The sequence below is a fragment of the Ruminococcus sp. AF17-1AC genome (assembly GCF_003461385.1).
Taxonomy (GTDB): domain Bacteria; phylum Bacillota; class Clostridia; order Oscillospirales; family Ruminococcaceae; genus Hominimerdicola; species Hominimerdicola aceti.
This window is the reverse complement of record NZ_QTWZ01000008.1, coordinates 70,949-92,242: the sequence shown is the minus strand read 5'-3', so window position 1 is coordinate 92,242 and position 21,294 is coordinate 70,949. Positions and strand designations below refer to the sequence as shown.

At 42.4% G+C, this 21,294-nt stretch carries 16 protein-coding genes; 10 read left to right on the top strand and 6 right to left on the bottom strand.

Annotated features, from left to right (window positions below; all coding sequences use genetic code 11):
* Positions 1-2: 2 nt before the first annotated feature.
* Complete coding sequence (dusB, locus tag DWW81_RS07315; protein ID WP_117897132.1) at positions 3-983, bottom strand: tRNA dihydrouridine synthase DusB; 981 nt, start codon at positions 981-983, stop codon at positions 3-5.
* 202 nt (positions 984-1,185) lie between these two features.
* Between dusB and DWW81_RS07310 the strand changes: the two genes are divergently transcribed.
* The 8 genes from DWW81_RS07310 (at position 1,186) to DWW81_RS07275 (ending at position 10,286) form a co-directional block, all read left to right on the top strand.
* Positions 1,186-2,571: a glycine--tRNA ligase gene (locus DWW81_RS07310; RefSeq protein ID WP_038672759.1), complete on the top strand. Its 1,386-nt coding sequence runs from the start codon at positions 1,186-1,188 to the stop codon at positions 2,569-2,571.
* Between the two features lie 107 nt (positions 2,572-2,678).
* Positions 2,679-3,503, top strand: a complete 825-nt coding sequence (locus tag DWW81_RS07305; RefSeq protein WP_333634267.1) for a TatD family hydrolase — start codon at positions 2,679-2,681, stop codon at positions 3,501-3,503.
* A 9-nt stretch (positions 3,504-3,512) separates the two neighbouring features.
* The gene (locus DWW81_RS07300; protein ID WP_117897130.1) at positions 3,513-4,472 is read left to right on the top strand and encodes a glycosyltransferase family 2 protein; all 960 of its coding nucleotides are present in this window, start codon (positions 3,513-3,515) and stop codon (positions 4,470-4,472) included.
* A gap of 6 nt (positions 4,473-4,478) precedes the next feature.
* Positions 4,479-5,036 carry an SseB family protein gene (locus DWW81_RS07295; RefSeq protein ID WP_117897129.1) on the top strand — a complete coding sequence of 186 codons (558 nt, stop codon included), beginning with the start codon at positions 4,479-4,481 and terminating at the stop codon, positions 5,034-5,036.
* 273 nt (positions 5,037-5,309) lie between these two features.
* The gene (locus tag DWW81_RS07290; RefSeq protein ID WP_117897128.1) at positions 5,310-6,032 is read left to right on the top strand and encodes a hypothetical protein; all 723 of its coding nucleotides are present in this window, start codon (positions 5,310-5,312) and stop codon (positions 6,030-6,032) included.
* A 77-nt stretch (positions 6,033-6,109) separates the two neighbouring features.
* The gene (locus DWW81_RS07285; RefSeq protein WP_117897127.1) at positions 6,110-7,036 is read left to right on the top strand and encodes a DMT family transporter; all 927 of its coding nucleotides are present in this window, start codon (positions 6,110-6,112) and stop codon (positions 7,034-7,036) included.
* A 248-nt stretch (positions 7,037-7,284) separates the two neighbouring features.
* Complete coding sequence (locus DWW81_RS07280; protein ID WP_117897126.1) at positions 7,285-9,726, top strand: YfhO family protein; 2,442 nt, start codon at positions 7,285-7,287, stop codon at positions 9,724-9,726.
* Between the two features lie 20 nt (positions 9,727-9,746).
* A complete protein-coding gene (locus DWW81_RS07275; RefSeq protein WP_038672772.1) occupies positions 9,747-10,286 on the top strand; it encodes an NUDIX hydrolase in 540 nt (179 codons plus the stop codon).
* Between the two features lie 159 nt (positions 10,287-10,445).
* Here the strand turns inward: DWW81_RS07275 and nifJ are convergent, their stop codons facing one another.
* The 3 genes from nifJ to DWW81_RS07260 all read right to left on the bottom strand — a co-directional run bounded on the left by nifJ (position 10,446) and on the right by DWW81_RS07260 (position 16,119).
* Positions 10,446-14,015 (bottom strand): pyruvate:ferredoxin (flavodoxin) oxidoreductase, encoded by a 3,570-nt coding sequence (gene nifJ, locus DWW81_RS07270; protein ID WP_117897125.1) that lies wholly within the window; start codon positions 14,013-14,015, stop codon positions 10,446-10,448.
* A gap of 339 nt (positions 14,016-14,354) precedes the next feature.
* The gene (locus DWW81_RS07265) at positions 14,355-15,269 is read right to left on the bottom strand and encodes a ParB/RepB/Spo0J family partition protein (protein WP_117897124.1); all 915 of its coding nucleotides are present in this window, start codon (positions 15,267-15,269) and stop codon (positions 14,355-14,357) included.
* A 58-nt stretch (positions 15,270-15,327) separates the two neighbouring features.
* Positions 15,328-16,119 carry an AAA family ATPase gene (locus tag DWW81_RS07260; RefSeq protein ID WP_046439576.1) on the bottom strand — a complete coding sequence of 264 codons (792 nt, stop codon included), beginning with the start codon at positions 16,117-16,119 and terminating at the stop codon, positions 15,328-15,330.
* Positions 16,120-16,405: 286 nt separating this feature from the next.
* Between DWW81_RS07260 and DWW81_RS07255 the strand changes: the two genes are divergently transcribed.
* Positions 16,406-17,272 carry a ParB/RepB/Spo0J family partition protein gene (locus DWW81_RS07255; RefSeq protein WP_117897123.1) on the top strand — a complete coding sequence of 289 codons (867 nt, stop codon included), beginning with the start codon at positions 16,406-16,408 and terminating at the stop codon, positions 17,270-17,272.
* Between the two features lie 56 nt (positions 17,273-17,328).
* On the opposite strand, the gene DWW81_RS07250 is transcribed toward DWW81_RS07255, so the two are convergent.
* The gene (locus tag DWW81_RS07250) at positions 17,329-18,678 is read right to left on the bottom strand and encodes a CAP domain-containing protein (protein WP_117897122.1); all 1,350 of its coding nucleotides are present in this window, start codon (positions 18,676-18,678) and stop codon (positions 17,329-17,331) included.
* Between the two features lie 81 nt (positions 18,679-18,759).
* Positions 18,760-19,689, bottom strand: a complete 930-nt coding sequence (locus DWW81_RS07245; RefSeq protein ID WP_118163735.1) for an NAD(P)-dependent oxidoreductase — start codon at positions 19,687-19,689, stop codon at positions 18,760-18,762.
* Positions 19,690-19,913: 224 nt separating this feature from the next.
* Between DWW81_RS07245 and DWW81_RS07240 the strand changes: the two genes are divergently transcribed.
* A complete protein-coding gene (locus tag DWW81_RS07240) occupies positions 19,914-21,290 on the top strand; it encodes an acyltransferase (RefSeq protein ID WP_117897121.1) in 1,377 nt (458 codons plus the stop codon).
* Positions 21,291-21,294: the final 4 nt, after the last annotated feature.

Here is a 21,294-nt window from a genome sequence, read left to right as displayed (position 1 = left end):
TTTTATTCTCCTAACTCGTTTGCAAGTATGTGGTCTATCATCTCATAAAGGTCAGAAATGGTATTAAGCCCACCGCACTGTGCTCTTAGCTTTGCAGAGCCTTTCAGCCCTTTAACATACCATGCGCAGTTTTTTCTGGCTTCTTTCATGCCCTGACGTTCGCCCTTGTATTTGCATATAAGCTCGCAGTGCTTTTTCATCACTGCCATTTTTTCTTCTATGGTCACCTCAGGAAGCTTTTCCCCTGTTTCAAGATAATGCTTCACTTCACGGAAAACCCATGGTCTGCCGTAGCTTCCTCTGCCTATCATCACAAGGTCACAGCCAGTCTGCTCATACATTGCCTTTGCGCTTTCTCCGTCAACAACGTCGCCGTTGCCTATAACGGGTATCTTAACAGCCCCTTTTACCTGCTTTATTATATCCCAATCGGCTTTGCCTGAATAAAACTGCGTTCTCGTCCTGCCGTGACAGGTGACGGCGCTTGCCCCTGCCTGCTCCATGAGCTTTGCGAACTCCACTGCATTTATGCTGTTTTCGTCCCAGCCTGCACGGAATTTCACTGTAACAGGGCAGTTTGCGTTTTTTACCACCTCTCTGCATATCTCTGCCGCAGTGTCAGGAAGCTTCATAAGTGCAGAGCCGCTGCCGTTGCCTACTATCTTAGGCACAGGACAGCCCATGTTTATATCAATGATATCAGGGGAATAATCGTTGAGCTTATAAGCCGCTTTTCCCATATAATAAGGGTCTTCCCCAAAAAGCTGCAAAGCATAGGGGCGTTCCTCGCTCTCTATCTCGCAAAGACGTGCAGTCTTTTTGTCGCCAAAGCACAGACCCTTCGAGGATATCATCTCGCTCACAAGATATGAAGCACCATACTCTTTGCACATAAGGCGATATGATTTATCTGCCACCGATGCCATGGGTGCTAATGCGGCGGTCTTTTCTATTTCAACGTTTCCGATATAAAAACTGTTCATCAAGTCAAATTCTCCTAATATGTTCCAATACATGAATAGTCATAGCGATACTATTTTATTATAACACAATGGGTGATTTTTTGCAACGATAAAAAGCTATATAACCACACAAAGTAATAAATCGCTGAAACGCCTTGACATTTGCGGAATTTTGCTATAAAATATAATGGTAGTATTATATTTTGTATAAGGAGAATGTTTCATGAATAATTCTGAAAAAACCATGGATAAGATCGTGGCTCTCTGTAAAAACAGAGGCTTTGTATACCCTGGAAGCGAGATCTACGGCGGTCTTGCAAACACTTGGGACTACGGTCCGCTTGGCGTTGAGCTGAAAACTAACATCAAGAACGCTTGGAGAAAGAAGTTCATTCAGGAGAACAAGTACAACGTTGGTCTTGACTCCGCTATCCTTATGAATCCGCAGACTTGGGTGGCTTCAGGTCATATCGGCGGATTCTCTGACCCTCTTATGGACTGCAAGGACTGTAAGACACGTCACAGAGCGGACAACCTTATCGAAGATTTCGACGGCACTAACGTTGCAGGCTGGACAAACGAGCAGATGATGGACTACATCAAGGAAAAGCAGATCCCATGCCCAGATTGCGGCAGCCACAACTTCACTGACATCCGTCAGTTCAACCTTATGTTCAAGACATTTCAGGGTGTAACTGAGGACTCAAAGTCTGAGCTTTACCTGCGTCCTGAAACTGCACAGGGCATCTTTGTAAACTTTGCAAATATCCAGAGAACAACAAGAAAGAAAGTACCTTTCGGTGTTGCACAGGTAGGTAAGTCATTCAGAAACGAGATCACTCCGGGTAACTTTATTTTCCGTGTTCGTGAGTTTGAGCAGATGGAGCTTGAGTTCTTCTGCAAGCCGGGTACAGACCTTGAGTGGTTCAATTATTGGAGAGGCTTTTGTAAGGATTGGCTCCTTAGCCTTAACATCAAGGAAGAAAACCTTCGTCTGAGAGATCATTCACCTGAGGAGCTTTGCTTCTATTCAAAGGCTACAACTGACTTTGAGTATCTCTTCCCATTTGGCTGGGGCGAGCTTTGGGGCGTTGCCGACAGAACTGATTATGACCTTAATCAGCACATCAAGACAAGCGGCAAGAGCCTTGATTACTTTGACCCTGAAACAAACGAGAGATACGTTCCATACGTTATCGAGCCTTCCCTTGGCGTTGAGAGATTGTTCCTGACAGTTGTTTGCGAAGCATACGACGAGGAAAACATCGGCACAGAGGAGAAGCCTGACGTTAGAACTGTTATGCGTTTCCACCCTGCACTTGCTCCTTTCAAGGCTTGCATTCTTCCGCTTTCCAAGAAGCTCAGCGAGCAGGCAGGCGAGCTTTATGCAGAACTTTCAAAGCACTTCCTTGTTGACTATGACGAGGCAGGTTCTATCGGTAAGAGATATCGCCGTCAGGACGAGATCGGTACACCATTCTGCATCACATATGACTTCGATTCTGTTGAGGACGGCTGTGTAACAGTAAGAGACAGAGATACAATGGAGCAGGAGCGTATCAAGATCGACGAGCTGGTAGCTTATATCGAAAAGAAGATAGCTTTCTAGTAAAATAAAGATCTTTGCGGGCGAACGGTTTGTTCGCCCGTTTTTTATGCCCGTTTTTACAATAAAAAGCTTTACAAAATTGGCGAGTTGTGATATAATATGTTTGTATATTTTTACGAAAGGACGTCCTTGCCATAAAAAATATATTTGACTCACATTGTCACTATGACGATCACGCTTTCGATGAGGACAGATACGAAGTCCTTGACAGGCTTCTTTGCGACCCTGACTCTCCTGTAGACAAGGTCTGCCACGCCGCAACGGACGAAAGATCGTCTTTGTTCGGCATCGAAACTGCGAAAAAATATGAGAATTTCTATACCTCTGTGGGCTTTCACCCTGAGTGTATGGATACTCTTCCTGAAAATTATATGCAGGTGCTTGACGAGCTTTATTTGAAAGCCTGCTCTACTCACAAGCTTGTTGCTGTTGGTGAGATAGGGCTTGACTATCATTATGAGGGATATGACAAAGAAAGACAGATAAAGCTTTTTGACAAGCAGGTGGAATATGCTGTGAAGAAAAGTCTGCCTGTTATAGTTCACTGCCGTGAAGCCACTCAGGACTGCCTTGACGTGCTGAACAAATATGCGCCGTCAGGTGTAGTTCACTGCTTTTCAGGCTCGGCGGAGACCGCAGAGATAGTGCTTGGGCTTGGTATGTACATCGGGTTTACAGGTGCGCTTGCTTTTAAAAACGCTAAAAAAGCCAGACGTGCTCTTGAAGTTGTCCCAATGGACAGGCTTCTTCTTGAAACGGACTGCCCTTACATGGCGCCCCCTCCTTACAGAGGACAGAGGTGCGAAAGCCCTATGATAGAAGAAGTGGCAAAGGTCGTGGCTGAGATAAAAAAACTCGATCCGCAGGAAGTGCTTGACATTACAAATAGAAACGCTTGCCACCTGTTCGGGATCGAATACGAGAAAGGATAAGAGAACAAAATGACAGAAACTATGTATGTAGTGATACCATGCTACAACGAAGAACAAATGTTGCCTATCACAGCGAAAGCGCTTCTAAAAAAGCTCGATGAGCTGAAGGCAGAAGGTCGTATCGCACAGAACAGCAAGGTCATGTTCGTTGACGACGGCTCAAAGGACAAAACGTGGGAGATAATACAGAAACTCCACGAAGCAAGCCCTGTTTTCACGGGTCTTAAGCTCTCAAGAAACAAAGGTCATCAGAACGCACTGCTGGCTGGTCTTATGACGGCGAGAAACTATGCTGATATCGTTGTTTCCATGGACGCTGACTTGCAGGACGATATAAACGCTATTGACGGCTTCCTTGATAAGAGGGCAGAGGGCTGTGATATTGTTTACGGTGTTCGTTCATCGAGAGAAAAGGATACCGCTTTCAAGCGTGGAACTGCTCAGGCATATTACAAGCTTTTGGAGCATATGGGCGTTGAGATAACATATAATCACGCTGATTACAGACTTATGAGCAAAAGGGCTATAGACGCTCTGGCAGAGTTTAAGGAAGTAAATCTGTTTCTGAGAGGTCTTGTGCCTATGGTTGGCTTCAAGAGCGACATCGTTAAGTATGTAAGAAACGAGCGTGTGGCGGGCGAATCTAAATATCCGCTGAAAAAAATGCTTTCCTTTGCAGTTGAGGGAATAACCTCACTTTCTGTAAAGCCTATAAGATTTATCACCACTATCGGTATAATAGTATTTTTAGTATCACTTATAATGCTTATATATTTCCTTATAACATGGGCAGTGGGGCACACTGTTCAGGGCTGGGCTTCAACTATCACGTCTATATGGGCGATAGGCGGACTTCAGCTTTTGGCTATAGGCATTATCGGAGAATATATAGGCAAGATCTATTTGGAAACAAAGGCTAGACCTAAATTTATAATCGAAACAAATCTTGAAGAAACAGACAAGGAGTAATTAAAAATGGCAGAACTCAAGGCTAACAATCAGAAACCAAATTTCGACAACAACCCTAAGCTTATAGAAGCTATCGCAGAAATGAGAAAGAATTTCTGTGCCGAAACTCAAAACAAGGTAATAAACACAGCACTTGCCTGCACATTTCTCGTGCCTGCAATGGTAGAAAAGACAACAGAGCTTGTTGCCGACGCTGAAAACCATGTTAATTTTGAGGACAAGAGCAAGGCTAAGTTCATTCTTCTCAACAACAACAAAACAAACGGCACGTTTTTCCCTGTTTTCACTTCCCCAGAGGAAGCTAAAAAACTCCAGTATGACAAGCCATTCCAGAGCTTTGCAATGAGATTTCAGGATATAGCTGCTCTCACTGAGCAGACGCCAAAGGTACAGGGCTTTGTTGTAAACCCATTTGGCGAGAACCTTCCTTTCACTCAGGAAATGCTGGAGTCTATCAAGCAGACCCTTATAAAGGTAGCAAAGGAGCGCAAGGCGGCTAGAGAAGCTGCTGAAAATGGCGAAGCTACTGACATTGCTGTTACAAACAACGAAACAGCAGAGTAAGATACTTAAGCATATCGGAGGACGGACTGTGTTCGTCCTCTTTTTTGTTCCCATATTGGCATTTTACAGAGTAAAACAGCGTAAGATACATGGGATTTCATTTTACAAAAATCAAGTTGAATATGGTTGACAAAAGACGTACTGTGTGTTATAATTGTAGTAATATGGTGGGAAATATAGCGTGTTATTTGTGCAGTGTTCACTATCACGCACCACGCAAAAGACTAAAAGGTTCTGCTTTTAGAAATTTTTTCGTGATCTGAGGGAGTATATATGGCTAACGAAACTGAGCTTGAAAAAATTGACCGTGCTGCCGAATACTTTGAAAGATATTTTGAGTTTGAGGACGCTGTAACGGTCAGCAAGGAAAATAAAGAATACCTCAAAACTTATATCCATGACAACGATTATGTTGTTAAAAACTTCAATATAAAAAATAAAATAATCAAGTCTTTAGGCATAAGCATCGGCATTGGATTGGTGGCTTTTCTGCTGCTGTGGCTGCTCCTTGGCACAAAGCTTATTATAGTGGGCATTATTGCAGGTGCACTTATTTTTATCGGTGCAGGCGTTTTCAGTATCGCACTGAACAAATACAGACTTACTGCTGCTGAACAGAAGCAGGTTGAAGTGAACGAGGGCATAAACGAACAGATAATAATGCTTGATGACAGAATAAAGCAGGTAGAACGTCAGAGAGATGATTACTACAAGGCTCTTGAAAAGAGAGTGCCTTTCATGTCACTTGACTATATGAAGAACGTTCAGCAGATAAAACAGTTTCTTGTGGACGGCAAGGCTGACACCTGCGAGGAAGCTGTGGATATGTTCGAGGAGTCGATGCTTTTACAGCAAATGACGGATATCATGACAAAGAGCGAAACTATCGAACCTGTCAAGGACGATAAGGAACGTTTCGGCGACCCTTTGAAGATAATAAAGGAAAACAAGAAGAAACGCAAAAAGGAAAAGAAAGCAAAAAAAGACAAAAAGTAACTTTCGACCGCAGCAGCATTTTACGCCGCTGCGGTCTTTCTGTGAAGATCCACAATTTGCTATAGATAGGATAATGTATGAACGAGAAAAAAGATATTCTGACAAAAACATGGGTAGTAGCTGTCCTTGCGTCCATATGCTGTATGCTGTGGGGAAGTGCATTTTCCTGCGTGAAAATAGGCTACAGCCTTATGAACATAACCACCAATGACAGCGGCTCTCAGCTTGTGTTTGGGGGCATAAGATTTTTTGTGGCAGGGCTAATGGCTCTTGCCATGGGAAGCGGAGCTGAGAGAAAAATTCTCCTGCCAACAAAGACGTCCATACCAAAGATCATGATAATAAGCCTCTTTCAGACAATTTTGCAGTATTTTTTCTACTACATAGGTCTTGCCCACACAACGGGGGTAAAGGCAGCGATAATAGTTGGGGCGAACGTTTTTATTGCGATACTGGTGTCCTCGCTTTTATACAAGCTTGAAAAGCTCACCGCTGTGAAAATAGCAGGCTGTATACTTGGTTTTTCGGGGATAATCATTATAAATCTCGGGGGACTTTCGGGGGTAAGCTTCAATTTTCTCGGGGACGGATTTATTTTTCTTTGCACCTGTGCATACGCTTTTTCATCGGTGTATATGAAGCGCTATTCCGAAACAGAAGACCCTGTTATGCTTAGCGGCTGGCAGTTCGTTTTCGGTGGAGCAGTTCTCACTGTCATAGGCTTTTTAATGGGCGGCAGGCTTGGTCACATGAGTGCAAAGGCTTTTTTGATGCTTTTGTATCTTGCCTTTGTATCAGCGGCGGCATATTCGCTGTGGGCAGTGCTTTTGAAGCACAACCCTGTTTCAAAGGTGGCGATTTTCGGCTTTATGAACCCTGTGTGCGGAGTGCTGCTTTCAACTATCCTGCTTGATGAAAAAGGCATTTTTGGCGTTCAGGGGATAGCCGCACTTATCCTTGTATGCTCGGGTATCTTTATTGTTCAGAGAAAAGGGAATAAATAATATTGTAACTATGCTCATATGCTTTTGCATATTCACGTTGTTTGTATGTAGGGGCGAACAGTGTTCGCCCGTTGATTTGACATTTTTGCAACAGACTGGCTCATGTGCTTATTGCATATGAGCTTTTTTTATTCAAAATCGTTCTAAAGACTGTTTAAAATGTTGATTTTTATATGTAGCTGTGTTATAATGAATTGTGTATGGTTTTTTACCAATATATTATCAGTAAAGAAAAAGAGGACAAGACAATGTTTAAGAAAAACGGACTTCTAAAAAGCCCTGACAGCAAGCCAAAAGAAAAGTATCTGCTGCTGTTTGCGGTGGCTTTTATCGGCATGATGATCTCGTTCATACCGTCTATGATAGTGAACAAGGGCATCTTTCTCTACTATGGCGACTTCAACTCACAGCAGATGATGTTCTATCAGCACTGTCATGACGCTGTTCGCAGCGGAAACATGGGCTGGGATTGGGGAACGGACTTAGGCTCGAGCTTTGTTGGCTCATATGCTTTTTATCTCCTTGGCTCGCCATTTTTCTGGCTCACTACACTTTTCCCGTCAGGTGCAGTGCCTTATCTGATACCATGGCTCCTTGCGCTGAAAACGGCTATCGCCGCAATAACAGCCTACGCTTATATCAGATTTTTTGTTGACAACACAAGCGCCTGCTTTATAGGCGGTCTGCTTTACGCTTTCTCAGGCTTCCAGACCTACAATGTGTTCTTCAACCACTTCCACGACGCAACTGCGTTTTTCCCTCTAATGCTTTTGGGATTTGAACTGCTGGTTCAAAAGAACAAGAAGGGTCCGTTTGCGGTAGCGGTAGCTATATGTGCGACCATAAGCTATTTCTTCTTTGCCTGCGAGGTCGTATTCATTGTTATCTACTTCTTCCTGAGATGCCTTGACAAGGACTTTGAAATCGACATGAAGAAGTTCGGTCTGCTTATCCTCGAGGCTGTTATCGGTGTGATGATATCCGCTGTTATATTCCTGCCGTCAGCGCTGAGCGTAATGGGCAACTACCGTGTAAACGAAAGACTTTATGGACTTGACCTTGTTATATACGGTGAAAATGTAAGAATACCAAGAATTATCCAATCGTTCTTTATGCTTTCCGATATGCCTGCAAGAATAAATATCCTTAACTCAGACAAGGCAAGATGGGCTTCAATGGCAGGCTATCTGCCTATGTTCTCAATGGCAGGCGTTATAGCGTTTATGAGAACAAGAAAGAAAGGCAAAGACAGCTGGCTTACAAAGGCTATCGTCGTGTTTGGCATAATGGCTTGCGTGCCTATACTGAACTCCTCTTTCGTCCTTTTCAATGCGTCATATTATGCAAGATGGTATTATATGCCTATACTACTTATGTGCCTTATGACAGCAAAGGTCATCGCAGAAAACAAGGACGATCTGAAAAAGGGATTTGTGCCTGTTTGTGTAGTATGTGCGATATTTATTGGCATCGGTCTGCTTCCGACAAACGAAAACGGCGTTGTATCCTATGGCAAAGTGCCTGAATATATCGAGCTTTACTACATTCAGGCTATCGTTACCATAGTAATGATAATAATGTTGGGCGTGCTTATTTATGTGGTCGCAGAGAAGAAGCTCGACTACATGAAGATCGCTTCTGCAATGACGGCGGTTGCGGTGGTCATCTGCATGACTTCTTCTATCGTATACGGCGTAACCCAGGGTACTGACAACACCGACTACATCAACAGAGCAATAAACGGTGGCGACAGCATCAACATGGATAAGCTGGAGTCTGGATCAGAGAACTACAATGCTGACAACAATTTCTACAGGATAGATACCTCAGAAAATGTTGACAACTGGTGTATGTTCTGGAAGCTTTCATCAATGAGATGCTTCCACAGCGTTGTTTCAACATCTATCATGGATTTCTACAGCTCTATCGGACAAACGAGAGATGTTGCATCAAGAATGGAAACTAAGGTCTATCCGCTAAGAAGCCTGTTTTCCGTAAAATACTATTTCAATGAACTTACCGAAAGCGAGAGAAAAGGTATCACAGAGGTATCGAAGCCTGAAACTCTTGCAAATCTCTACGGCTTTGAATATGTTGATACTCAGAACGGTTTCAACATTTACGAAAACAAATATTATGTACCAATGGGCTTCACATATGATTACTACTGCCTTGACAGCGACATTCAGAAGGCTTCAGAGGTAGACAAGACATCAATGCTCATGAAAGCCCTTGTGCTTACCCCTGAGCAGGCTGCAAAATACAATAATATTCTCAGCTACTACAGCTTTAAGGGTACTGACTACTCAACAGATCAGTATTATCAGAACTGCCTTGAAAGACGTGCAAACAGTTGTTCATCATTCAGTTATGATTCTTACGGTTTCAACGCCAAGATCGACCTTGACAAGGATAACCTTGTGTTCTTCTCAGTTCCATATGATGACGGCTGGAGCGCAAAGGTGAATGGTCAGGACGTGGAGATAGAAAAGGTGGATTACGGCTTTATGGCTGTGCTTTGTCCTGCCGGATCAAACGACATCCAGTTCACCTACGAAACAAAGGGACTTTTCTGGGGCAAGGTGATAACAGCCATTGGCTTCGGCTCGCTTATCGTTTACCTTGGCGCAGTGAGATTTACAGGCAGAAAGAAAAAAGAAGAAGCTCAGCCTGTTGAAAAGAACGCATAACCTGAAAGGGAGGATATAAAATGTATCAGAACGAAAAAACTATCAGTGAAAAAGAGATATACAAGGGCAGGGTCGTTCACCTGACTTGTGATGAAGTGGAGCTTGAAAACGGCTACAAGACGCTTAGAGAGGTCATTCATCACCCTGGCGGAGTTTGCATCGTTGCTCTTGACGAGGACGAGAATGTTTATTTTGTGAAGCAGTTCCGCTATCCTTTCAAGACCGCACTTATGGAGATACCTGCAGGAAAGCTTGAATACGGTGAAGATCATTTGGAGTGCGGAAAGCGTGAGCTTAAAGAGGAGATAGGTGCAACTGCAGAGAAAATGACTTATCTTGGCTGCATTTATCCAACAGTAGCTTATGATACCGAGATAATCCATATGTATATGGCAGAGGGACTTGATTTCGGTGAGCAGCACCTTGACGAAGGCGAGTTCCTTGACGTAACAAAAATGCCTCTTGAAGAAGCTTACAAAATGGTCATGGAAAACAAGCTCCCTGACGCAAAGACAACTGCGGCTATACTGAAAACTTATCTTATCAAAAAGGATATGTAGTCCATAATATTTTAACCGTGCGATAAAAGAAATGGTCGAACGCTGTTCGCCACTGCATATATAAAGGGTACTGTCAACGTGGCAGTACCCTTTTTTTGTGGTGAAAAAAGAGCGCCCACGCACCGAAGTGCATGAGCGTCTTTTTTATAGTAACTTAGATTACTTTTCCTCAGTATTGTAAAGCTTAGCGTATCTGAGCAGATAATCATATCTGTCCTTAGCGTTCTGAACAGCCTTACCAAAGAGCTTCTCAGCTCTCTCAGGATTCTGTCTAGCAAGTGCGTTGTAACGTACCTCGCCCATGATGAAGTCCTTATAGTCAGCTGTTGGAGCCTTAGAATCAAGGATAAATGGATTCTTGCCCTCTGCCTTAAGACGTGGGTCGAATCTGTACAGATGCCAGTAACCAGCCTGAACAGCCTTCTTCTCCTCTGTCTGAGCAATTGACATACCACCCTTGATACCATGGTTGATACATGGAGCATAACCGATGATGATTGAAGGACCGTGATAAGACTCTGCCTCGTGGATAGCCTTGATGCACTGATTGTAATCAGCACCCATTGCAACGTGAGCTACATATACATAGCCGTAAGACATTGCGATACCTGCGAGATCCTTCTTCTTAACTTCCTTACCAGCTGCTGCGAACTGAGCGATAGCACCTGTTGGAGTTGACTTAGAGGACTGTCCGCCTGTATTTGAGTAAACCTCAGTATCGAATACGAAGATGTTTACGTCCTCGCCCTGAGCGATAACGTGGTCAACGCCTGAGAATCCGATATCGTAAGCCCAGCCGTCACCGCCGAAGATCCACATTGACTTCTTTCTCAGATAGTCAGCGTCCTTAAGGATCTCCTCAGTAGCCTTATTCTTTGTCTTCTTAAGAGCAGCGATAAGGTTATCTGTAGCTGGTGAGTTCTTCTCGCCGTCATCTACTGTTTCAAGATACTCTTCGCAAGCCTTCTTGAGAGCTGCAGCCTTAGTTGTCTTAGACAGCTCAAGAACCTTAGCGATAGTTCTGTTTCTGATAGTGGACTGTGCAAGGAACATACCGTAACCATACTCAGCGTTATCCTCGAACAGTGAGTTAGCCCAAGCTGGACCCTTGCCGTCCTTGTTTACTGTGTATGGAGTTGAAGGAGCTGAACCACCCCAAATTGATGAACAGCCTGTTGCGTTAGCAATGTACATTCTGTCACCAAAGAGCTGTGTGATGAGCTTAGCATAAGGTGTTTCACCGCAGCCTGCGCAAGCGCCTGAGAATTCAAGCAGTGGCTGCTTGAACTGTGAGCCCTTAACTGTTGTTGCCTTGAACTTCTCGAATACTTCTGGCTTTTCAGCAAGTGTAAGACCATAGTTGAATACTTCCTGCTCAGCGAGCTGAGTTTCAAGTGGCATCATGCTGAGAGCCTTGTTGCCCTTCTTACCAGGACAAACATTTACGCAAGAACCGCAGCCTGTGCAGTCCAGAGCAGACATTGTCATTACGAAGTTGTAACCAGGCATACCTGTCATAGCTACCGCCTTCTCCTGAGCAAGCTTAGGAGCCTTCTTCAGCTCAGCGTCTGTCATTACAACAGGTCTGATAACTGCGTGTGGACATACATATGAACAGAAGTTACACTGGATACAGTTGTCGCCATTCCATGCAGGAACGTCAACAGCGATACCTCTCTTCTCAAATGCAGCAGAACCCTGTGGGAATGTACCGTCTGCCATACCTGTGAATGTTGAAACAGGGAGCTTGTCGCCCTCCTGAGCGTTGCAAGGGATCTGAATGTTGTTTACGAAGTCCTGAAGAGTCTTATCTGCGCACTTAGCGGCAGGCATACCCATTGGAGTATCCTTGCACTTCTTCCAAGATGCAGGAACCTTAACTTCGTGAACCTGCTGACATCCAGCGTCGATAGCGTCATGGTTCATCTTAACGATAGCGTCGCCCTTCTTAGAATAAGAAGCTGTAGCAGCGTCCTTCATATACTTGATAGCGTCGTCGATAGGAATGATGTTAGCAAGCTTGAAGAATGCAGACTGAAGAACAGTGTTTATTCTGTTGCCCAGACCGATCTCCTTGCCGATCTTAACGCCGTTGATAGTATAGAACTTGATGTTGTTCTCAGCGATATATCTCTTTACCTGACCTGGGAGGTGCTTATCCAGCTCTTCATGCTCCCACTGGCAGTTCAGAAGGAATGTTCCGCCTGGCTTGATATCCTGTACCATGTTGTACTTAGTGATATAAGACTCGTTATGGCAAGCAACAAAGTCAGCCTGATTGATAAGGTATGTTGACTTGATAGGTGTCTTACCGAATCTCAGGTGAGAAACTGTTACACCGCCTGACTTCTTAGAGTCATATGCAAAGTATGCCTGAGCATACAGATCTGTATGGTCACCAATGATCTTGATAGAGTTCTTGTTTGCACCAACAGTACCGTCAGCACCAAGACCCCAGAACTTACAAGCAGTTGTGCCTGCTGGAGCAGAGTCAAGCTTGCCCTCAGTTTCGAGAGAGAGGTTTGTAACATCGTCTTCGATACCGATAGTAAATCTTGGCTTATATGTATCCTTCCAGCTTGCATTCCAGTAAACAGCCTTGATCTGTGCAGGAGTTGTATCCTTAGAACCAAGACCATATCTGCCTGAAGCGATAGCTACATCATGGAACTGTGTACCCTTAAGAGCAGCAACAACGTCAAGATAAAGAGGCTCGCCCTCAGAACCTGGCTCCTTAGTTCTGTCAAGAACTGAGATCTGCTCACAAGTTGAAGGGATAGCTTCAACGAGCTTGTCAGCACAGAAAGGTCTGTAAAGTCTAACCTTAACAAGACCGAGCTTTGTGCCTTCCTTCTCGTTGAGGTAATCAATTGTTTCTTCGATAGTGTCACAAACAGAACCCATAGCTACGATAACGTGTGTAGCGTCTGGTGCGCCGTAGTAGTTGAACAGCTTGTAGTTTGTGCCGATCTTTTCGTTTACCTTGTTCATGTAATCCTCTACGATGCCAGGGATAGCGTCATAGTATGGGTTACAAGCTTCTCTTGCCTGGAAGAAGATATCAGGGTTCTGAGCTGTACCTCTAAGTACAGGATGCTCAGGATTAAGAGCTCTCTTTCTGAACTCCTCAACCTTTTCAAAGTTTACCATATCTCTTACGTCTTCCATATCCCATGTCTCGATCTTCTGAATCTCGTGAGATGTTCTGAATCCGTCAAAGAAGTGGATGAATGGTACTCTGCCCTCGATAGTTGAGAGGTGAGCAACTGTACCCAGGTCCATTACCTCCTGTACGTTTGAAGAACAAAGCATAGCAAAACCTGTCTGACGGCAAGCATAGATGTCAGAATGGTCGCCGAAAATATTAAGTGCGTGTGAAGCTACACATCTTGCAGATACATGGATAACGCAAGGGAGAAGCTCACCTGCGATCTTATACAGGTTAGGGATCATAAGAAGAAGTCCCTGTGATGCTGTATATGTTGTTGTGAGCGCACCGGCTGCAAGTGAGCCGTGTACTGTACCTGAAGCACCTGCCTCAGACTGCATTTCTGCAAGCTTTACAGGAGTGCCAAACAGGTTTTCCTTACCCTTGGCAGCCCACTGGTCTGTTACTTCTGCCATAACAGATGATGGTGTGATTGGATAGATAGCAGCAACTTCTGTAAATGGGTATGACGCCCAAGCAGCAGCGTTGTTTCCGTCCATGGTTTTCATTTTTCTTGCCATTTTAGAATCATTCCTTTCTCGATATTTCAAGCAAAAGCTCAAAACTCAAATTTCCTTTTTAGCGTACTTTTTCAAGCACGTCTGTTTAAGGACAGCAGATATTTTCTTCAAAAGTAAGCTGTAACAAACTTTCTCAGGATACATCTGTTTTAACTCTTATAGTATACCACTTATTTTTCAATTTGTAAAGACCTTTTACCACATTTTTTCTTGATTTATACGCTGTAAACCCCCTATTTTCGGTTAGTTATGACTTCCTTATATTTCAGACGTGCTGTATTACGGATATAAAAAAATGCCTGCCGAAACAGACATTTTTCATATATATAAAGTATAAAACTAGCAGTTCATAAGAAGTTCGGCGAGGGCATTGAGTATCTTATCCACATCAACATCAGAGCTGAATTTTACATCAAGCTTTGAGCCGCCTTTTTTATCCTCGCTTAAACTTACACGAAGCTTATCAGTAGCTTGATTTACTCTTATCTCAAACTCAGTATACATAGGATTTGTGATAGTACGCTTTATTTTCTTTTCAGCTTTTTTCTTTGTTTCCAAAGCGGCGATAGCTTTTTCAAGCTCTCTTACCGTCCAGCCCTTTTCTATACACTCTGTGGCAAGCTTTTCCTGAGTATCCTTATCCGCAACGCCTGCAAGCACCTTTGCGTGACCCTCGGTAAGCTTTTTGTCACGGAGCATTTCCTGCACATTTTCGCTAAGGGAAAGAAGTCTGATAGAGTTTGCCACAGCGGAACGTGAACGTCCAACAGCTTCTGCCACCTGTTGCTGAGTAAGACCATAGGTTTCCATAAGAGTCTGATAAGCTGCCGCCTCCTCAAGAGGTGTAAGGTCTTTACGCTGGATATTTTCAATAAGGGATATCTCAGCGGCTTCAAGATCTGTAAGCTCCTTTATATAAACAGGTATCTCATCAAGTCCAGCCAGACGTGCCGCACGCCACCTGCGCTCGCCTGCAACTATCTTATATCCCCCATTGTCAAGAGGTCTTACAAGTATAGGCTGCAAAACACCATGCTGTCTGATATTTTCCGCAAGCTCATTAAGAGCGTCCTCATCAAACTCAGAACGTGGCTGATTTTTGTCAGGCTCAATAAGAGATATCCTTACTGTGGAAATACCATTTTCGCCATCATCATTTTTTCCCGATTCACTATCAGATCGTGTGACCTCATCTATAGAATTATCAAAGAACAGGCTATCCAAGCCTCTGTCCATTTTGCTTTTTTTAGCCATTGTATTTTCCTTTCACATTATAAGATACAATGTTCCATGTGGAACATTATTTTTTTCTTTATTTTTCTTTATTCTTTGCCGCTTTTTTCTTTTCTCTTTTAGCTATTTCTTTTGCAAGATTTTCATACGCCTTTGAGCCTTTTGCCTTCTTATCATAATAAATAGCCGGCTCACCAAAGCTTGGGGCTTCCGACAAAGCAACGTTTCTCGGTATGGTAGTTTCAAAGACTTCCTTTGCAAAGTGCTTTTTGACCTCGCTTATTATCTGACCTGTTATCTTGTATCTTTCAACGCACATTGTAAACAAAATGCCTTCAATATCAAGGTCAGGATTGAAAGAAACTTTTACTCTGTTGATAGTATTGTGAAGCTCAACAAGACCCTCCAAAGAAAGAAACTCGCATTGGAGAGGAATAAGTACAGAATCAGCCGCCGCAAGTGCATTTATTGTGAGCATATCGAGAGTTGGGGGACAATCTATAAATATGTAGTCATAAAATTCTTTTGCAGGCATAAGGGCGTTACGAAGCTTCATTGCTCTGTCCTTTTCATTCACAAGTGATACAGACGCACCTGAAAGATCCTGAGTTGTCGGCACAACTGAAACTCCACGGCAGGAAGTTGGCACGACAGCTTCAAATATCGAACATTCTTCAAATATTACATCAAACACTGTATTTCTGATACTTTTTTTCTTTATACCAAAGCTTGTGGTAGTATTGCCCTGTGGGTCAAAGTCAACGATCAGGACTTTTTTGCCCTTTAGTCCAAAAACCGCTGCAAGATTTACAACAGTAGTAGATTTTCCAACGCCGCCTTTCTGATTTGAAACGGCAATTATTTTCCCCATATTCTTGACCTCTTTTCTTAGTAGAATTATATCATATTTATTATACTACAATTTTTCACTTTTGAAAAGACCCTTTTACAAATTTTCTTGAAAATGTTCCACATGGAACAAATCAGATTTTTACTTTATCCGACAAAGCCTATGACAATTTAGAAAATAATACAAAGAATAAAGTATCAATATCGAAATCAAGGTCATAAAGAGCAGAAAAGTTTTCTGAATAAAATATAGAATTGAGGATTGTGAAGTGTTATGATTGTTTTAAAACGAAACGGAGGTATAAAATATGAGCATTTTCCCAAAAACATTAACAAAAGCTTTCAGCGAAGAAACTGATGAATCACAAAGTGCTTCACCCTATCAGACGTTAGGCAAAATAATCGACATTTCCATAGGAGAGATAAGACCGAACCCTGTTCAGCCAAGGCGATATTTCTCATCTGCCGAACTAACAAGCCTTGCAAAAAGCATTTCTCAGGACGGGATCATACAACCTCTCACAGTGCGGCGTGTAAAAGGCACTTTTGAGCTTGTGTCAGGTGAGCGACGTTTGCGTGCGGCAAAGCTTGCAGGATTAAGGTCAGTGCCGTGTATACTTATCAATGCCACAGAGGAACGTTCGCAGGTCATTGCACTTATAGAGAATATCCAACGTTGTGACCTGAACTTTTTTGAAGAAGCCGAAGCGATCTCACAGCTCATCACAAAATATGGCATGACTCAGGAATCTGCGGCTATTCGTCTGGGACTTGCTCAATCCACAGTTGCAAACAAGCTTCGTATTCTGAAACTTAACGCTGAGGAACGCAAAATAATTCTCGATAACAATATGTCAGAACGTCACGCAAGGGCTTTGATAAAGATCACAGATAATGACCGCAGGCTTGCTGTGTTGAACAAAGCGGCTGAAAGTGGTTGGACAGTTGACACATTGGAAAAATACATTGCAAAGCTTCTCAAAGATGATGAAAAGCGTGCAAGCTATCACAAAAGAGCGGCTATGTTAAAAGATGTTAGATTGTTTTTCAACAGTGTCAATAAGGCAATAGATGTTATGAGAATGGCAGGAGTGAACGCTGACGCAAAACGTATCGACCACGAGGATTATATCGAATATATTATAAAGATACCATCGGAAAAGCAGGCAGAATAAAATGTTCCACATGGAACAAAAAATTGGACAGGCTCTGAAAGTCTGTCCAAATTTTTTTATATATCGCTGTAAAAAAGCTGTTCCCAATAGGTATATTCCCCGTTGTCTGACTTTGTTGCTTTTGCGCACGCCATGTAACGCACATCAGGGTTGAGGATATTTTCTCTATGAGGCGGTGAATCCATCCATGCGTCGAAAGCCTCTTTCACAGTGCTCATGCTGTTCATTCCGTATGCGATATTTTCAGCCACCGCACGCCATTCAGGAAGGTCAGTTTCTTCTATAGCTGTGATATATGAATTGCCGTCAGGTCTGTCATGAGAATAATTTTCCAAAAGCTCGTTTGCTCGCACATCTGCCGCAGAGTCGAGAAGCTCAAGTCCCTCAAGCTCTCTTAAACCATACTGTTTTCTGACTTCATTTACATAGCCAAGCATTTCAGATGTTTCAGCAGAAAGATTTCTATTTGACATATTCGTGCTTGAATCAGGTTCAGTAGGCTCGGCAGGCTGAGGAGCAGAGGGCTGTTCTTCCTGCATAGGCTCGGTAACAGTTTCAGTTTGCGTTTCTGTTTTCTTTTCAGTTTTCTTTGAAGTCGTTGTGGTAGTAGCAGCCGTTGTCGTTGTTGTAGTAACAGTTGTAGTCACAGCTTTTATATCTGCACTGTGAGGTGGCCGCATGGTCTTTCCGTTTATGATAACCTTATCCCCTGACACGCTTATGTAGTTATTGCCTACCACTATGGATTCCATAAGCTCATTATCAGTGTTTGTTATCTCCATGCCCTTATCCATGGCTTCAAGCACATACTTTGAGCCGTTCACATCTTTTACAGTAGCTTTCTTTACTGTCTTGCCGTCTTTTACAATTTCAAACTTGTTCTCTGCGATACACCTTATAATCACCTTGTCAGTTACGTTAAAGCTGCTGAAGCTTTCATCAACATATGTCACCTTTGTGTTTGCATAGTAGACCTCGTTGGCTGATATTATTATCCTTGTGCCTTTATAGCTGAACGAGTTGACCTTTTTTCCGTTCTTAGTGACAGTGACAGTATTTTCGTCACAAGTCAGTACAAGCTTATCACCGTTATCATCAGTTATCTCAAAAGAGTTCACTATCTCATTTGAACTGTTTATAAGAGTATATCCCCCCTGCACATTTGCAAAAAGGGTATAGCCGCCATCAAAAACTATCTTTGTACAAGTCGCTGCTGTTTGTATAGTAGTCACTGAACCCGTGATAGTTTCGGCAGACTTTTTATTTGTGGTCACAGTTGTGGTGACTCCTGTGCTGACGCTTGAAAGCTTTTTGGGCTTTTCTTCCCCTGTGCTTCCGCAAGAGAAAAGACAACAGCCTGCCGCACAGACAACACATAATATTTTAACTAACCTATTGCTTTCCATGATATCTTAGCTCTCCTGTTATATCAAATGTTCCACATGGAACAATACAAAAAAGGCAGCCCTGGGACTGCCTTTGTGAGTTTATTTTGTGTTTGAAAGTGTCCATCTGAAAGGTGCTATTCTCTTTGCCCTTGTGTTGTCTATGTTCCAGTTGTTGAATGTGATAGATGGGTCAAAATAGCGATAATCAGTTTTCATCTTACCTTTGTTGATGCTTATTCCCATTCCAGGTGATTTCTGGATAACTGCACCTATGCGGTGATGTTCCTTTTCATAATCAATTATCTCTTTTGCCGTTATCAGCCTTGAATCAGCAAGATTGTAGATTCCCTCATATCTTCCTGTCGGCACATTGATGATACCATTTATAAAGTCGATAAGATTGAATACACAACAGAATGAAAAGCCGTATTCTCCATCATTGAATATGTATGCAACATTTTCCTTTGCGTCAAATACTCTGTCTCTCAGATTTTGTGTATACTCAGCGTCATAAATAGGAGCTACTCTGGCAATAACAGGTATAGTTTCAGACTTTTTAAATTCCTTCTGCATTATCTTCTCAGATGTCATCTTAAGATCTGCATAGTTTGAATTTCCCTTTTCAGGAGCAGTTTCCCTTATTGGTTCTCTGCCTTTCTGTACACCATATATTGCTGTTGTGCTGAGCAGGATAAAGCTCCTTACCTCAGCCTTGTTTGCAGCCGCATATATGAACTTATCACATATCTTGCTCTTTTTCATCTCAGCGTCTGTTACATATGGATCTATATCGTTATCTACAGAATTTGCCAGATGTACGACAACGTCGATCTTGTTGCTATCGATTACATTTGTAATAGCGTCCTTATCTGTAATATCACACTGGATAAAAGTATAGTTTGGATCAGTTCCAATAAACTCATTTTTGCGTGTATCTATACCGAATACACGATGCTTTTTGTGCAGTAAGCTGGATGTAAGGTACAAGCCTATCATTCCGCTTGCTCCTGTAACTAAAATTGAAGCCAACTCTGCCACTCCTTCCCCAAGTAGAATTGCACATTTATTTACTATAATTATACCACAGTTTTTATTAATTGCAAATACTTTTTGAAGAAAACTGAAAAATTTAGATTTTCTTTATAATTTTGCTTGCTATATTTAGTGAATTGTGATAAAATTATAGGTATAAATCATAAGTAAAAAAATATAAAAATATTTTAACACATAAAAATATTAAGGAGCAATTTATTTTGGTTTATTCCGATCTTATATTTATACTGGGAATGTTCCCGATAATGACCATTATTTCGCTTTTCGACAGAAGCGCAGAATATAAAAACCTCATTCTGATAGTTTGTTCCCTGCTGTTTTTCAGTTGGGGCAGACCTTTTGTGTTCTGTCTTATTTTCCTGTCGGTTATCCTTGATTGGATATTTGGTCTTATTATTTCAAAAAACCGTGAGAACAAAGCCCTTTGCAGAATATTATTGGTGCTGGATATTATAATGAACGTATCTCTTATGCTGATATTCGGTCAGAATATCCTTTATAATAAGGTAAAAAAGCTCAGTTTTGACGCTGCCATACTTCCACTTGGTATGGGTTATTATATGCTCAGAGGAATTTCTTATGTCTATGACGTTTTCAAGGGCAGCTGCAAAGCAGAAAAAAACATTTTCTGCCTTCTGACTTATATGGTGTCACTGCATTTCATGCTTGTGGGACCTCTTGTGAGATACGGTGATATTGAGCCACAGATAAGGCATCGTGAGATCACAGGAGCAAAGCTCAACCAGGGACTTAATAAGATAGTTTTCGGTTTTGGCAAGGTGGTGCTTCTTGCAGGCGTTTTTGAACAGATAAAGCTTGCAGGACTTAACGGCAAAGAGATAACTACCCTTGGCTGTTGGCTTGGTATGCTGTCATTCTTGGCACAGTATTATTTTCTTTTCACAGGGCTTTCGGATATGGCAAAGGGTCTTGGTCTTACAAACGGCTTTGTTTATCCCGACAACTACACAAACATTGAGGCTGACGGACTTTTCACTGGTATGATAAAAAGCTTCAATACAACTGTTGTTGACTTTTTCAGCGAGGTTTTCTGCTGCAAAAAAAACATGAACAAGGTCTTTACTTTTGTATGCTATATACTTTGCGGACTGGCACTTTCTATATGGTATCAGGCAAAGGTGAATTTCATTATCGTCGGACTTTGTGCGGCTGTGCTTTGTATCCTTGAAAAGCTGTTTCTTGAAAGACCGCTTTCAAAGCTGCCTGACCTTGTGAAGTATATCTATCTTGTCCTCACTGCTCTCGTTATTTTTGGCGGACTTTATTTTGACAGCTTCTATGGCTACAAAAAATGGCTCTTTGCACTTGCAGGAGTAAATGTGAAATACACCTTGAGCGTGTCTGTAAAAAGTGCAGTGCTGAAAAATATCACCCTTATAGTAATATCGTTCTTTATTGTCTGCCCACCTGCAAAAAGGGCTTTCTGCAAGATTTTTAAAAAGCTTTCACAGAAGTCTCAGGCGGCTTATGGCAGAGTTATGATAACAAAGACCATTATGACAGTGCTTGTTTTTGCAGTGAGCGTTATAACACTTGCGGCGGAATACGCAGCATAAAAAG

Bases quoted from the DNA above. Each gene is read 5' to 3' on its own strand.
- dusB (WP_117897132.1), bottom strand. From the start codon at position 983: ATGAACAGTTTTTATATCGGAAACGTTGAAATAGAAAAGACCGCCGCA.
- DWW81_RS07310 (WP_038672759.1), top strand. From the start codon at position 1,186: ATGAATAATTCTGAAAAAACCATGGATAAGATCGTGGCTCTCTGTAAA.
- DWW81_RS07300 (WP_117897130.1), top strand. From the start codon at position 3,513: ATGACAGAAACTATGTATGTAGTGATACCATGCTACAACGAAGAACAA.
- DWW81_RS07295 (WP_117897129.1), top strand. From the start codon at position 4,479: ATGGCAGAACTCAAGGCTAACAATCAGAAACCAAATTTCGACAACAAC.
- DWW81_RS07290 (WP_117897128.1), top strand. From the start codon at position 5,310: ATGGCTAACGAAACTGAGCTTGAAAAAATTGACCGTGCTGCCGAATAC.
- DWW81_RS07285 (WP_117897127.1), top strand. From the start codon at position 6,110: ATGAACGAGAAAAAAGATATTCTGACAAAAACATGGGTAGTAGCTGTC.
- DWW81_RS07280 (WP_117897126.1), top strand. From the start codon at position 7,285: ATGTTTAAGAAAAACGGACTTCTAAAAAGCCCTGACAGCAAGCCAAAA.
- DWW81_RS07275 (WP_038672772.1), top strand. From the start codon at position 9,747: ATGTATCAGAACGAAAAAACTATCAGTGAAAAAGAGATATACAAGGGC.
- nifJ (WP_117897125.1), bottom strand. From the start codon at position 14,015: ATGGCAAGAAAAATGAAAACCATGGACGGAAACAACGCTGCTGCTTGG.
- DWW81_RS07265 (WP_117897124.1), bottom strand. From the start codon at position 15,269: ATGGCTAAAAAAAGCAAAATGGACAGAGGCTTGGATAGCCTGTTCTTT.
- DWW81_RS07260 (WP_046439576.1), bottom strand. From the start codon at position 16,119: ATGGGGAAAATAATTGCCGTTTCAAATCAGAAAGGCGGCGTTGGAAAA.
- DWW81_RS07255 (WP_117897123.1), top strand. From the start codon at position 16,406: ATGAGCATTTTCCCAAAAACATTAACAAAAGCTTTCAGCGAAGAAACT.
- DWW81_RS07250 (WP_117897122.1), bottom strand. From the start codon at position 18,678: ATGGAAAGCAATAGGTTAGTTAAAATATTATGTGTTGTCTGTGCGGCA.